This window comes from Nonomuraea sp. NPDC051298 (assembly GCF_055586305.1).
Genome location: NZ_JBVJIM010000001.1, coordinates 326,235 through 339,364, shown reverse-complemented (window position 1 = coordinate 339,364; position 13,130 = coordinate 326,235). Strand labels below are relative to the sequence as shown.

Genomic DNA, 13,130 nt, shown 5'->3' with positions numbered 1-13,130 from the left:
GGAAAGGGCGCCCCCGAAAGGGCGCCCTTGGGACGGCTGGTTACGGAAGGATCTTGCCAACGGCGATGTGCTCACTGCGCATGATCTTGGCTCCATACACGTGGAGGCCGCGAACCACATCGGCGAAAAACTTCTCGCTGCGGTAGTTCTCCGTCTTTACGATCTGGTCGGCGAAAGTCGTCGCAATGCGGTGACCCGCGACCAGGTGAACACCGGTCGGAAGCGCGTTCGTCTTGTGGATGTAGAAGCCCAGGAACTTACCGATGACGCCGTTCCGGATTGGCTCGTCAGAGCCGAAACGCGACACGTCGATGAACTTGTCATCGCGCAGTAGTCGGCCCTGAAGCTCGGGCGACACGACCGCGAAACGCCCCTCCTCGGGGGTCTCCGTCTTGTCGAGCGCGACCTTGATGGCGATCCACTGGTCGTAGAGGGCATCCGTGGTCACGCCTAGATCGATGTCCTGTAGGTGCGCGCCGCCCCGGGCGGTCGCAGCCGCAACCAGCAGGTTGGCCACGTACGAGTCGGCAGCCTCGGCGAGGCGCCTACCGGCGCGCTGGGTACCCTCGTGCATGTACTTGCCGCCAATGAGCGACTGCACCTTGTGGATGTCGTCTACGCGGATGCGGAAAGCCTTAGACTCCGTGATCTCGAAAGTCCGCTTACCCCCGGACATCTCCTGAGGATCGCCGGAGAAACCGACCGTGGGATCGTAGTCCTCGATCTCCGGGTCGGTCACAGTCGGGATGCGAACGGAGTCACCGGCATCACGAATGGTGCCTTCCCAGTCCCGGTTGCAAACCAGGTCCGAACCAAGGACAAGCCGGGACCGCATCTCAACCCAGACGCCGGCGGTCCACATCTCCGGGATAAAGCGATTTTCGCGGTTACCCGGCTCAGGGAAAATAGCCAAAAGGAAGCCCTCCTAGGGGTTACTCGATTCCAAGTAGGTCGTTGAACTGACCCGCGATGCGGGCCGCGTTGATCTCTTCATGAGTCATGCGTTGCATGTCGGCATACGTGAGCTGTCGCGGCTTGCTCGCCTCGCGATTACCGGCGGTCTTGTTAAAAACGTCCTGGTCGAAAGCAGGCTTGCCGCTCTTCGGCAGCGTCTTCAGAAAGCCGTCGATAGCATCGCCGTTCGGCTCGCCGTCGTCGCCCGTGAACGCCCGAAGGTTGATGTACTGGGCATCCGGAAGTTCGACACCGGCCTTAGTCGCGCGCTTCTCAAGCTCGGCGGTCGTAAGCCGCACGCCGAAGTCGTCGGAAGCGGTCTTCCGGCCCCGGGCTTCCGCTTCGGCAATAGCCTTCTCGGTCTCGGACATCTGGGATGCCGAAAGCTGGTCGTACTTCTTCGTGATGTCCTTGAAACCCGCTTCATGCTTGCGGGCCATCGCCTTCCACTTGTCCCTGTCTGCCGTCAGCGCGGCAACATCACTGGTCTCGGTTCCCGTGTCGGGGGCCGTGGTCGTGGTGTCGTTCTCGGGGGTCGTGGTGGTGGTGTCGTTTTCGGGCATGCGAAAGTGCTCCATGTCGGAAAGGGAAGAAACCCCCATGTCGGGGGAGGAAATCGTCTACAATGCGGGGATGGGTCGTCATCGCCGCAGCGAGCGCGGGGGCATTGCGTTAGTGCCGGAACAGTTGGCGGTGCTCACGGTCATCGGCGTCTGCCTTGCTGCAATATCGGCAGCTACGGACGTCGCTGGCGTAGTTGCATCAGTTGGCACACGTCCCGAAGTCTCGGCTAGCGCGCAGACGGAGCCGTCTGATGAGGAGCTGGCTAGCTACGCGGCCATCCGGGCGAAACGGACCATAGAGTTGGGGATGAAGTGCAGCGGGTCCGTCCCCCCGCCGGGTCTCCGGTGCCCTGTTTCCGTGATGGGGTTACGAAGCGATCAAATAGGGGCCGTACTCGACGTGTTCTAGCACGCGAATCTTGGTGTCCTTCGAGGCGCGTTCGTATGCCTCGGCGACGCGCCGGTCTAGCTCCGCGTCCTGGTCGTCGCTCGAATAGATCGGCTCGACGGTGCAGCCGCATGCCGGATGGATCGGCATGAGGTCACGCTTGCGATACGTGTTCGTGGCTGCGATGACGCAGAGGTCGCAATGATTCGGCTTGTCGGATAGGACGCGCCGGTAACCGGTCACTCGCCTGTCGGCTTCCATGACGGCATCGGCGGTATTGCGGGATGCGATCTGTAGATCTGCCTCGACGGATCTCTCTAGCCGGTAGGCCGTCAGATCGACGGCTTCAGCTAGGGGCGTGTGTTCCTGCCCCATCTCTGTCCATGTCCACACGAACGGGCGCGTGTACACGGTCTCCAGCTCGACGCCGCCACGGCGGCCGGGCACGCGATCGATAGGGACGGTAGGGGAGGGGCGGCCCGTCCGAATGCGGGAGACGCGGTCCATGTAGCCAACAGCTAGCCGCCCCTCTTGGAGCTGTCCGGCCCGCACGAGCCGGGCGGCCGGGGGAGCGAAGCGCGGGATGTCCGCGCGGTCCCACGAGCCCAGGTTCCGCCAGAGATCGACGATGCGCCGGACAAGGTTCGTGCGCAGCGTGGCGCGTGCTCGACTGTGCGCCGACCGGACGCGCGCCAGGTCATCAACGATGGCCATCAGGCAGCCTCGGCGATTGCCTTACGTGACTGCCCTGACTCACTAGGAGCGTCGGAGTCGTCACCCGCGGGGATGGCCGGCTGTTCCCCAGAGGGAGAGATCCCCAGGTCACGGCGTAGTTGCTCGTCTAGTAGTTCCTGAGTCTTCATCGCCTCGAACCGCTCGATCTGGCTCGGGCTGTAACCGGCGTCCTGCCAGAGTTGGCGCAGCGGAACCCCGAGCGTCTTCAGCTTCAGAAGCGCGTCGATGTGCTCAGCCTCAGACCGGTACTCGGCATCACGCCAAATCGTCTCGGCCGTGTAAGCGTTCTGCCGGGGGTCGCCCTTAACGGCGAAGCCCAGCCTCATAGCGTCTTCCCAGCCTTCGCCATAAGAGCGCTGACGCTGCTTCACCTTCGCGACCAAGCCCGCCTCGGCGCTCTTGATGTTCGCGCCAGACGGCGGCTGTCCCGCCTGCTGCAAGATCATGTGCATGGGTAGCCGAGACACGGCGGCGATGTGCTGGATCAGCGCCTCGATCAGCCTGACGTAGTTCGACAGGTCCGCCACCGAGAACTGTCCGAACTTGGTGTTCGGGTCCTCCGAATGGATCATCTTGTCTAGCGCGACCTCGAACGGTGGCGGCTTCGGCTTGCCGTCCTCGTCCTCTTCCAGCGGGAGCCCTACCGCCCATTTCATGGGGAAGGCGCCCATCTCCGAAGCGATCAACGCGTCAATGAGAACCTTGTTCACGGCATCCTGAAGGGGGATGACCCGCTTCAATTCGGAAGCCGCGTAGCCGTTCAATCTCGGCCGATTCAAGAGCGGCACCACCGGAACCCGACCCAACGGGTTCGGAGCGTCCGTGAACTCGCCCCAGTCCTCACGACCGTTCGCGTACGTCGAGGCGTAGACCCGCCCCGGAAGGTAGAGCGTCGCGTGAGCGTCGCCCCACTCGTCAACGATCTTCTTGAGTGCCGCGCGGATGACCTTCCGCGAGCCGGGCGCGTACGACACCACCATCTCGTGTGCCGACTCGGGAACGATGACCGGCTGACCCTCGCGGTCGCCCCACACGGTCACGAACGCTGCGCCGGTAACAAGCGAGTCGGTGTGAGTCGCGTCGCTCTCAGCGTCGAGGCTGTTTCGCTGCCACATGTCGGTCGCGTCGGCGTCCGCCTCAGGATCATCCCCGAACCGGAAGCCGTCTATCTGCAAACGCTCGGCAACCGAATCGACGACCAGCGAAGAGAAGTTGTCCGCCCAGTGATTCTCAAACATCGGGCCGAACGCCTCGCGAAACTTCGCCGCAGCAAACGACAGTTGATGACGGCCCTCGTAATAGTCGTCATACCGCCTCGCGGCGGCCGATTGGTTGTTCAGCTCCCGCTCAAGATGCTTCACCCACTCGATGGGCGTGCGGGGGTACGGCTCTAGGAACGTCAAGAAACCCTCTCAATAGCTGATGGCGCGATAACGCTTCTTGCGTAGGCGCCCGTCCGCTATCGCGTCGGCCCGCGCCTCGACTGCCAGCACGGCAGCCATGCACGCGTCAATGTGCCGCTTTGACTTCTTGGTGTCCTTCCTCAGGACCACGCCCGCGCGCACTTCGCGCGTACGGGCGTTCATCGCGTGGCGGGTCAATACGGCATCGCCGACGTGCGAGATTTGCTGAGTCTGGATGCCGGTACGGAACCGCTCGACGGCGGTACTCATCGGCGTATCGCGATGAGTCCAGAACTCGAAAACCGTGTCATCGCCGAACTCGATCGCCCAACGGCCCACGATGTCTTGCCAGTAAGCCGGGTCGGCATAGACCCACTCGACGCGGTATTCCTTCATGGCTTTAGCCATGGCCGCATCTACGGCCAGTACATCGACTTCCCAGTCATCGCCCGTATGGGGGTTCTCCCATATCGAAATCGGGAAGATCAGCCCATCGGATAGGCGGCAACCCACGATCGCCGTTGAGTCGTACCGGATCGAGCCGTCAAACCCAATGGCGATTTGGTCGCCCGGCTGGGGTCGGTCTTCCGACTCGATCGCATCCCAAGCTTCTTTCTCGATGGCCTGGTCAACGGTCGCCGTAGGCTGGTTGAGGAAGTACCGGCGAACCTCGTGCTCTTGCATGGTCTGTAGCTCGATGACCATGCGGTCAAGGTCCATCCATTCGGACGCCGGACCGTAGACGTAGCGGAGCGCCTTCCGAAGCTCGGCCTTGTTCCTGATCGAAACGGGCGGGGCTTCCTTGTGGTCGAACAATAGCCCGGGATGCTCGATAAGCCCTTCAACGGCCTTCAGAAAGTCGGAGTGCATCCCCTCGGCGATACTGTCCTCGCCAGGCGCGTACATCGTGCTTGTTTCGAGCGCCCACGGTTGCGCGCTCTTACGCTTCAGGAGGTTTCGGGAAACCGTCTTGTGCATCTCTCGCAGTTCGCGAGTGACATACAAATGGGTCTCGTCAAACACTCCTAGGGTCTCTTTCCCGCCGTCCTTGCTCGCCGACGAGGCGGATGACGGAACGATTTCGCCGCCGCCCGGCTGGGGAAGATTAACCTTCGCCAGGTTGATATCAAGCCCCGGGTAGGCGTCGTATACCGGCCCTTCCGAGAGCATGTAATAGACGTTGTCGTAGGTGTTTCCAGCCTGCGATTCCTCGGTCGCCAGACACCGAATGAACGGGTACGTGACCGGTCTGCCGACCGGGTTCCCGTTCGCGTCAAAGCCGTCACAGCGCACCGGCCCTAGCGCCTCAGCGCACACGAGCATGCCCGCAAGCTCGGACTTGGCCCGTCCCTTCGGGCGGGATAGGAAAGCCCGTGTGACGCGCCTCCGGCCGCGCCTATCGACCTCGTACGCGTCCACGATGAACCGCGAATACTCGCGATCCATCACGATCGGTTGCCCCTGAACGTCGCCAGGGCCATGGACTAGATACGCCTCGATCCAGTCGATTACCTGGTATCCGAGACTGAATTCAGGGGCCGTCCAACGCCCGTCGAGGGCGTACGGCAAGCCCCCTCCTTACTCGTGTGCGTATGCCTGGTTGATGATCTCGACGCGATCGGCCGGAATCCGGACCGTCAGATACGGGCCGGAACCATCCGGAGTGAACGCGGTAGAGACGTGCTCGACCGTCCACGGGAACGCGTAGCCGTCGATCGTGAAAGAGAAAAACCCGTCCGGGAGACGGGTCACATTGACGACGGATGCCAACTTCGGATCGGCCACTAGTCCTCCAACGCCTTACGCCGGTCGGCGATATCGGCCACGGGCGCAAGCGTCGGCTTGGTTTCCTTCGGCCCTGAGAGCTTCATGCGCAGCCGCTGACGGTCGGCGACCGTCGCCCCTAGCCGCTCCTCGTTAAGCCGGATCTCGGCAAGGATCGCTGTCTTGGGCTCCTCGTGGTACTGCTCGACGAGCGGCGCCAGCATCGCCAGCCGCATCCAGTCCGTCGAGGTGAAGGCCGACGCTTGCGGCGCCGCCTTCCAGGTGTCCCACCATTCGCGGGTCGCCGCGCTGTACTTCGCGTACCCGCGAAGCCGGGGCGCCTCAACGGCCGGGGGCGCGTCGGTGAGCGTGATGGAATCGACGGGATCTTCGTTCCGCCTTACGCGGCCTTCCTTCGGTGCTGGGCCATGGCCAGCCACACTCACACCCCCTTTCGTCGGGCTTCAGTAGGTATGTGGAGCCGGGGGGAGTCGAACCCCCGCTACGGGGCCTAAAGCCCCGTGCGCTTGCCACGCTGTTACGCGACGGCCCCATGTGCAGGCGGGAAGCGTGTACACGCTTTACCGGCCACGTCGGCTAGCAAGGCCGACGCAGGCGAACCCGCTTCGTTGCGGGAGCGGGATTCGAACCCGCGAGTAGAGGCTCATGAGGCCCCCGTGATCGGCCACTTCACCATCCCGCCTTGATCGCTCTCCGCGCTGGCCGGGCAAACGGCCACATGGCTTTGACCTGCGGTTCCTCGAACCGCGGCCAATCAGCCGGCCACTACGGAGTGTGCAAGTTCTCGGGGGGGTGCTGCGTTACACCACGCGGGGGATGCAAGCCCCGCGCCGGGACTCGAACCCGGACTACTCCCCACGTCGGAACCCTAGGAATCGAACCTAGAACCTCTCCCACTTCACGGGAGCGCTCTGCCAATTGAGCTAGGAACCGTTGCTCGGGATGGCCGGAATCGAACCGGCACCGCCCGCCCTGTTTGCGGCTGACAAAGCCGCCACATGGGGCCGGAATGCTGACTACACCCCATCCCTGAAGTCCGCCCAACCGGCCTGTCATGCCAGCGAACGAACCTCTGTGCCGCCCCAGGGACTCGAACCCTGACTACCGCGCTCCTAAGGCGCGTGCCTCTGCCATTGGGCTAGAGCGGCTTGAGAGATGCCCCAATGCGAACTCTGCGACTTAGCGGGGGCCGGGGGTGCATGCCCGGACTTACCATCTCTCTCCGTACCCATCCAAGGAATCGAACCTCGACATCCGCTTTGTAAGAGCGGCGCTCTTCCGTTGAGCTAGACAGGCATTGCGTCGGTGGCGGGTTGACCTGCCCGCATCTCCCCCTTCACAGGGACGTGTTTTCTGTCACTTACACCACACCGAATGCCGGTCGGGCCGTCGCCCTTCCAGCCGGGGCCGTCGCCCCCACCTCTTCAAAGCTATCGAACAACCAACCGGCAAAAGATGGTTGTCACCCCCAGCTTGTCAGCCTCGGTCGGTAGGCTGTCGCCATGACTGAGCGCAAAGACCTCGACCCCAGCGGGTTGCAGGGGAAGATCCACCCCCCGAACAAGTGGAAGCCCGGGGACCTCGTGCTAGACGCTGAGGGAAACCTATTCGTACGAAGCGATCACCCACGTTGGGTGTGGGGATATCCATCGACTTCCGTACGGTCGCATCTTGGCGTAACCGTCCCTGACGGGTCGGTCGAAGAGGACGACCCCGTTCGACCCCTCACGCTTCTAGTGCGTGATGGGTATCCCGTCCTGGACGAAAGCTAGGCGCTTTTTCGACGGTCGAATCTGTCGTCAATCCGCAGCTCACAATGCGTAATCGGCCCTTCGGAGACCGAATCGCCAGACCCGTACGGATAGCGAGGCCCAGCCCTCCACAGTTCTCAATTCGTTTGGACTGTGGGGGTACCCCCTCCCTATCGAACCGCTTCTAGTCACACTGTGTGATCTGCGCTTGATCGACGCTCGCTCAAACCAACTTGCAAAGCGTGTACACGTTGTGCGAGGCTTCGCAGTGTCAGCAGGCGATCAGGGAAGGGCTCGATGCGAGATGCTGCCTAGCGAACTCACTGTTGGACGCGTGATCATCGTTGGTCGTGACCGTGATGGGTGTGAGATCGAGGCGTGTGTAACGAACGCGGTTCCTCGTTACAACCAGGGCAACCCGGTGTATGAAGTGCATACGGTAGAGCTTGAGTTCCCGATCCTCGTACCTGAGAACACTGCCTTGTATGTGCGTAGGTAGGTCGCATTAGGCGCCCCTGTGTGGCACCTAGCTAGGCCCCTCGCCCCCTTGCGGGCGGGGGGCTTTCTTGTTCTCAATCGCAACCAACTTGCAAAGTGTGTACACGCTTTGCTAACGTTCTTCCTGTCAGCAGGAACCGCTCAACAGGAAGGAAGTTGCATGCCTCGCGCAAAGGTCGAGCTGGCCACGGATGGCCAGCTTGCTTTAATCCGGGAGATTGCCGACGATCTGGCTAACCCCCCGCTGAACATCGAGGCTATGGTTTCGATGCTCACTCGGCGGACGGCTGGGCGCTACATCGAAATGTTGCTCGGTCAGCCTCGCAAGTGGGAGCGTACGCCTCTCGCGGAAGGGTTCTATCACCGTCGCGGACGCGTGTACCGGGTCGCCCTCTCGGAGCGTGGACGGCCTTACGCCGTTCGGGTTCTTCCGGATGGCTCGGAGGAGTACGCCTCGGGAGCCATCCGGCAGCTTCGCCCGGATGAAGCCCTGTAGGTAGCAGCCGGAAGCCCCCGCCATCCAGGCGGGGGCTTTGCTTTGCCAGAGACAACCAACTTGCAAAGCGTGTACACGCTTTGATAGCTTTTCCCGTGTCAGCAGGAACGGGAAAAGGGGAATCGCGATGCGCATCGCCACGGAAAAGCAGTATGACCTTATCTACAAGCTCGCCGACGAGCGGGAACCGCTGAAGTATTGGGACGGTGTTGAAACCGCTCTCGCTGACGGGAAGGTAGACATTGAGCTTGCCAAGCTTGTGATCAAGAGCCTTCTCGACCAGCCCCGCAAGGGTGCTAAGGCCCCGGTAATGCTCGACATCGAGGCCGGGTTCTACCGCCTCGACGGCGTCATTTATGAGGTGAGGATCGCTAAGGGTTCGGGTCGTCCCTACGCTCTCGCAATCGACTTCGACGGCGACAGGGTAACGCGGGAGTATGCGCCGGGCGTTGTCCAGAACCTCACCGAAGACCACGAGCTAACCCTTGAGGACGCTCAAGCGGTAGGGAAGCTGTGGGGCTTCTGCTGTATCTGTGGAAGGTTCCTTACGAACCCGGCAAGCATTGAAGCCGGTACCGGTCCCAAGTGCGCTGAGCGCTTCTAGGATCGCTTCTAAGGCCCCGCTACGGCGGGGCTTTAGTTCTTTCCTGGGGCTGAGCGTCGGGGCGCTCCTAGCGCTCTCTGAGCGTCTTAGCGAGATGGCACCGGGCGCATATCGCGCCCAGGTTCGACGGGTCGTGATTGTCGCCGGGCTCGATGTGGTCTACCTCGTTGGCGCTTCCGCCGCAGACGTAGCAGCGGTGCCGATCGCGCCGAAGGATTCGGCGACGGAGCGTAGACCAGTTGCTAGGAAGCCGAGAGATGTCCTGTCGCGTGTGTCCGGCCCATGGGCCGGGATCGTGCTCTGTGCATCGGCCCCTAGCTGAGACTGTCTGACGGCATCCTGCCGTCGAGCAGATTGCTTTTGCTCTGGGCATGAAACCTCGCGCGCCCGGGGGCGCGTTACTAGCGAACATGGTTGTTATGTGAGCTAGCGATCGTTCCGCTTGGGGCTTCACGATCGCGCTTAGATAGCTAGCTGGGGCAGCTATGTTGCTTGGCTGCCCCCCAGTCCCCCCGGAGGGGGGTTTCCTAACCGTATATAGATGTCCGGGTAGCCGTTTTGCCGACACTCGTCCGGTGTGACCTTCGTCACAGGTTTGCAGGTTGGTTGCAAGTTGGTTGTTCGGCTAGCTTGTTCGATGTGGCAACACTCCTCACGGTCGCCTCGGGCGATCTCAGTAAGGCGCTGAGCAACGCCGAAGCATGGCTACCGGCGCGGTCGCCGGTCCCCGTGGCGCTCGTCATGGTCTCCGCGCACGGCCCGATGTCCATCACAGTCACCGACACCCACACGGCCGGACAGGCTTTCTGTCCCGTCGAGCACCGCGACAGGCCCAACGCCGAAGCCGTCGAGATCACGCGCGACGACCTGATCGCGCTGGCCAAGGCTGCCCGGAAGGGCGGCACTCGCAAGACGTACTCCCACGTGCTGGTCGAGGCCGGTAAGGGCGTCATCGTCTACGTGCCGACAGACGAGCAGAGGGAAGAGACGGCAACCGCGCTCGCAGTGGACGGCGAATGGCGACCCGAATGGGACATGCTCAATGATCTTTGGGCCATCGCAGAGAAGCACGAGCCGTGGCTCATGCTCAACCCCGCTTACATGACCCTCTTCAACAAGGTCCGTCCTGACGTTGCGGGCCGGGGGGCTCACCTCGTGGCCGTTCCCGAGATTGGTCCGGTGCCTGAAGTGGGCGCCGTGTTCGGCAAGGTCGGCCCGAACTTCCGTGCCCTCGTGATGACCCTCGACGAAAAGCGCAACGAAGCTGCTCTAGGTGAAGGCGGACTGTGGTGAAGGACCTGGAGATCTTCCAGTATGGCGGTTCCAACGTGCGCGTCGTGATGATCGACGGCGAGCCCTGGTGGGTCGCGGCGGACGTGTGCAAGATCCTCAAGCTCGGGAACGTCACGCGCGCTTTGGCGGGGCTGGAGGACGATGAGAAGGGGTTTAACACTGTGAAGACCCCTGGCGGTGACCAGCGGGTTTCCGTGGTCAACGAACCCGGGATGTACTCGCTGATCCTCCGCAGTCGCAAGCCGGAAGCCCGCGCGTTCAAGCGGTGGATCACACATGAGGTTCTGCCGACCATCCGCAAGACTGGCAGCTACGGCCCCGTGGTTCACGAAGCTGACATCCCTGGGCATGGCTCGATAGCGGGCCTGGGCGACATCGCCGCTTCTCTCGCCAGGATGGCCGAAAGCCAAGCCAAGACAGCCGAAGCCCTGGCCCAGATGATGACAAGGATGGAAGCACCGGCCGCCAGCGAGCCGCCAGCGATCACGCCCAAGCCTGCCCCGGCGAAGCGTAAGCCGAAGCACCTCGACAACTTCCACGTGTCTAGGGGTGTCGTCTACTGCGAGCACGGCCCCGCGAACTTCATTCCCGCTGGCATCAATAGGTGGGGGTCCGAACATCCTGATCTGTGGGGCTGTAGTGGCCACGTGAACGGATGCCGGACGGTCAAGGCCGCTGCGATCGAGCTGGGGGAGGCGGCGTGAACGTTGGCGATTTCTACATGACTCGGCACGCGGCCGGTCGAGCCCTCGGCATGCTGGTGGCCGTCGAGGGAATCCGGACTGCCCTCGTCGCCCCCGAAGTGACCTATGGGCAATCCAATTACGGGGACGATGGTTCCATCCGGCAAGCCGGGCGTATCGCCCTGGCGCTGAAGGGCAACATGGTGATGACTGTTCTCTACCGGAAGGAAGACGAATGGTCCCGGGAAGACATCGCTATCGCCATCCGTGGCGCGGCGGATGCCGCGTGATCCTTCCCCCCGATGTGGTCGAGGCTATCGAGCAACAAGCCCACAGAGACCACAAGCCGGATGCGGAGAGATGGGCGTCGGTAGTAGCTACCGCCCGCATCGTGAAGAGAGAGCCGCAACCTAAGGCCGCATAGAAAAGCCCCCGGTCTCCCGGGGGTTTTCTGCTTAGGCGGGGATGATGGTGATTGAGTCGAGGGGGAGGTTATGGCGGGTCCATTTGCCCTTGGGTAGCTTGTGAACCATGACCAGTTTTATGTACTTGGCTAGGATCTCTCGCCGCTCTGCGAGCGTGTCTAGGTCTGTTCTCGCCCAGATGGCGCGAACCTCGGCCGGGGTCATCTCGTTGCGTTGCTCGGCTACGACGGCTTGCGCTTGCTGCGCACGAAGGTCGTCGATCTGTGTGCGTAGTTCGGTCATGATCTCCCCGGCGTCGATCATCGACATCAGGCCAGCCTTAGCCGCCTCGCGGGCTTCCCTTAGGCGTTCTTCTAGCGTGGATATGTGGCCGTCGATTGCATCCGACATGGCGGCTTCCGGCGCTGCTGCCGGTGTGCCTTCCTCATCTGCTATGCGGGTGTCTACGTACTTACGAACGATCGTTTCGAGCCATTGCATATTGCGGCTAGTCCCCCCGCACGCCCCGGTTGCTGAGCCCTTCGCGCACGCGTAACGGTTTTCTGCACCCCGATCTATCCGAATCCTCATGTTGACTGCGCAGATGCCGCACGACAGGAACCCGGATAGCAGGTGCTTGCGCGTGTTGAATCCCGGGGGTCTTTTCCCGCCGGGGCGAATGAGTGGCTGTATCGCTTCCCATCTCTTGCGAGGGAGAACGGCAGGCCAATCTCCTTCGCCTACGATCTCCTCTTTGTAGGCGATCAGCCCGGCGAGTCGAGGCGAGGTCAGAAGCGTTGCGACAGAGGCGAGTGTCCACTCACCGCCGTTGACCGTGAGGAAACCCGCCTCGTTCCATCGGTTCATAACTCCCGTTCTGGTCGCGCCCGCGAGAAGCCACCTTGCCGCGTCGTCGATGTGCTTGACCGCTTCGGGGTCTAGGTGCGTGCAGTACCCGATGCCCTTCAGCGGGTCGGCCCTGAGCCATCCCCGCATATACGGCCCGCCGTGAGCTTTGCCCTGCTGACGGCGCTGGGCGAACTTCCGGGCTACCCGCTCTGAGATCTCCTCCGCTTCGCCCGCATCTTTAGCAGCGAGGAACCGACCCATCATGCGCCCATTGGGGGTGCTTAGATCCACGCTTCCGGCCGTGACCGTGTGGAGTTGAACGCCGGTTTGCTCGACTAGCTGAATGATCAGCTCGAATTCGAGGGGGCGCCGCGTGAGGCGCGACGAGCTGTAGTAAATGATGGTATTGATACGTCCGGCTCGCACGTCGGCTAGAAGCCGGTCGAACTGTGGGCGGGGCTTCCGTGACCGGGTTGACGCGCTGATGTCGTTGTCCACGTAGGTGTCTACGACGGTTGCGCCGAGACGGGCGGCGAGAGCTAGAGAGTCCTCTTGCTGTCGCTCGACGCCCAAGGCGAGCCCTTCCTGATCCTCCGAGATGCGAGCGTAGATGCCCGCCAGCATGGCCGGGCGGTTGGGGGATGGCATGTGGTCTTGCTCACTTTCGCGCACTTTCTAACTAGGTGTTCCACACTATTACATCTGCCTGTTCTACCTGGCGCCA

The 13,130-nt window shown here is 62.4% G+C and carries 13 protein-coding genes and 5 tRNA genes; 4 read left to right on the top strand and 14 right to left on the bottom strand.

The annotated features are described in order from the left end of the window. Positions 1-40: 40 nt before the first annotated feature. The 12 genes from ACZ6S0_RS01650 to ACZ6S0_RS01595 form a co-directional block, all read right to left on the bottom strand. Entirely contained in the window at positions 41-913 is an 873-nt protein-coding gene (locus ACZ6S0_RS01650; protein WP_465912663.1) for a phage major capsid protein, read from the bottom strand. Positions 914-932: 19 nt separating this feature from the next. Further along, positions 933-1,517: a hypothetical protein gene (locus ACZ6S0_RS01645; protein ID WP_465912662.1), complete on the bottom strand. Its 585-nt coding sequence runs from the start codon at positions 1,515-1,517 to the stop codon at positions 933-935. Positions 1,518-1,884: 367 nt separating this feature from the next. Beyond that, on the bottom strand, positions 1,885-2,619 hold the full coding sequence (locus ACZ6S0_RS01640) for a hypothetical protein (protein ID WP_465912661.1): 735 nt from the start codon (positions 2,617-2,619) through the stop codon (positions 1,885-1,887). After that, positions 2,619-4,001, bottom strand: a complete 1,383-nt coding sequence (locus tag ACZ6S0_RS01635; protein WP_465912660.1) for a phage portal protein — start codon at positions 3,999-4,001, stop codon at positions 2,619-2,621. Before ACZ6S0_RS01635 ends, ACZ6S0_RS01640 begins: the two co-directional genes overlap by 1 nt. Positions 4,002-4,052: 51 nt before the next feature. Continuing rightward, positions 4,053-5,612, bottom strand: a complete 1,560-nt coding sequence (locus ACZ6S0_RS01630; protein WP_465912659.1) for a terminase TerL endonuclease subunit — start codon at positions 5,610-5,612, stop codon at positions 4,053-4,055. 9 nt (positions 5,613-5,621) lie between these two features. Beyond that, positions 5,622-5,828: a hypothetical protein gene (locus tag ACZ6S0_RS01625; protein WP_465912658.1), complete on the bottom strand. Its 207-nt coding sequence runs from the start codon at positions 5,826-5,828 to the stop codon at positions 5,622-5,624. Next, complete coding sequence (locus ACZ6S0_RS01620; RefSeq protein ID WP_465912657.1) at positions 5,828-6,247, bottom strand: phage terminase small subunit; 420 nt, start codon at positions 6,245-6,247, stop codon at positions 5,828-5,830. The genes ACZ6S0_RS01625 and ACZ6S0_RS01620 overlap by 1 nt, the downstream gene beginning before the upstream one ends. Positions 6,248-6,436: 189 nt before the next feature. Further along, positions 6,437-6,510, bottom strand: a tRNA-Met gene (locus ACZ6S0_RS01615). Between the two features lie 178 nt (positions 6,511-6,688). After that, positions 6,689-6,761, bottom strand: a tRNA-Phe gene (locus ACZ6S0_RS01610). A 4-nt stretch (positions 6,762-6,765) separates the two neighbouring features. Next, positions 6,766-6,854, bottom strand: a tRNA-Thr gene (locus tag ACZ6S0_RS01605). Between the two features lie 49 nt (positions 6,855-6,903). Then, positions 6,904-6,976 (bottom strand) — tRNA-Leu (locus ACZ6S0_RS01600). Between the two features lie 77 nt (positions 6,977-7,053). Beyond that, positions 7,054-7,124: transfer RNA gene (locus tag ACZ6S0_RS01595), tRNA-Val, on the bottom strand. Positions 7,125-8,700: 1,576 nt separating this feature from the next. Between ACZ6S0_RS01595 and ACZ6S0_RS01590 the strand changes: the two genes are divergently transcribed. Next, on the top strand, positions 8,701-9,177 hold the full coding sequence (locus ACZ6S0_RS01590) for a DUF6011 domain-containing protein (RefSeq protein WP_465912656.1): 477 nt from the start codon (positions 8,701-8,703) through the stop codon (positions 9,175-9,177). 67 nt (positions 9,178-9,244) lie between these two features. Here ACZ6S0_RS01590 and ACZ6S0_RS01585 read toward each other — a convergent pair whose 3' ends face one another. Further along, entirely contained in the window at positions 9,245-9,550 is a 306-nt protein-coding gene (locus ACZ6S0_RS01585) for an HNH endonuclease signature motif containing protein (RefSeq protein WP_465912655.1), read from the bottom strand. 266 nt (positions 9,551-9,816) lie between these two features. Between ACZ6S0_RS01585 and ACZ6S0_RS01580 the strand changes: the two genes are divergently transcribed. Genes ACZ6S0_RS01580 through ACZ6S0_RS01570 form a run of 3 tightly spaced genes read left to right on the top strand, consistent with a single transcriptional unit; the run spans position 9,817 to position 11,443 of the window. Then, positions 9,817-10,470, top strand: a complete 654-nt coding sequence (locus ACZ6S0_RS01580; protein ID WP_465912654.1) for a hypothetical protein — start codon at positions 9,817-9,819, stop codon at positions 10,468-10,470. Continuing rightward, entirely contained in the window at positions 10,467-11,174 is a 708-nt protein-coding gene (locus ACZ6S0_RS01575) for a BRO-N domain-containing protein (RefSeq protein ID WP_465912653.1), read from the top strand. The genes ACZ6S0_RS01580 and ACZ6S0_RS01575 overlap by 4 nt, the downstream gene beginning before the upstream one ends. Next, complete coding sequence (locus ACZ6S0_RS01570; protein ID WP_465912652.1) at positions 11,171-11,443, top strand: hypothetical protein; 273 nt, start codon at positions 11,171-11,173, stop codon at positions 11,441-11,443. The genes ACZ6S0_RS01575 and ACZ6S0_RS01570 overlap by 4 nt, the downstream gene beginning before the upstream one ends. Before the next feature lie 165 nt (positions 11,444-11,608). Here the strand turns inward: ACZ6S0_RS01570 and ACZ6S0_RS01565 are convergent, their stop codons facing one another. Continuing rightward, entirely contained in the window at positions 11,609-13,030 is a 1,422-nt protein-coding gene (locus ACZ6S0_RS01565) for a recombinase family protein (protein ID WP_465912651.1), read from the bottom strand. Positions 13,031-13,130: the final 100 nt, after the last annotated feature.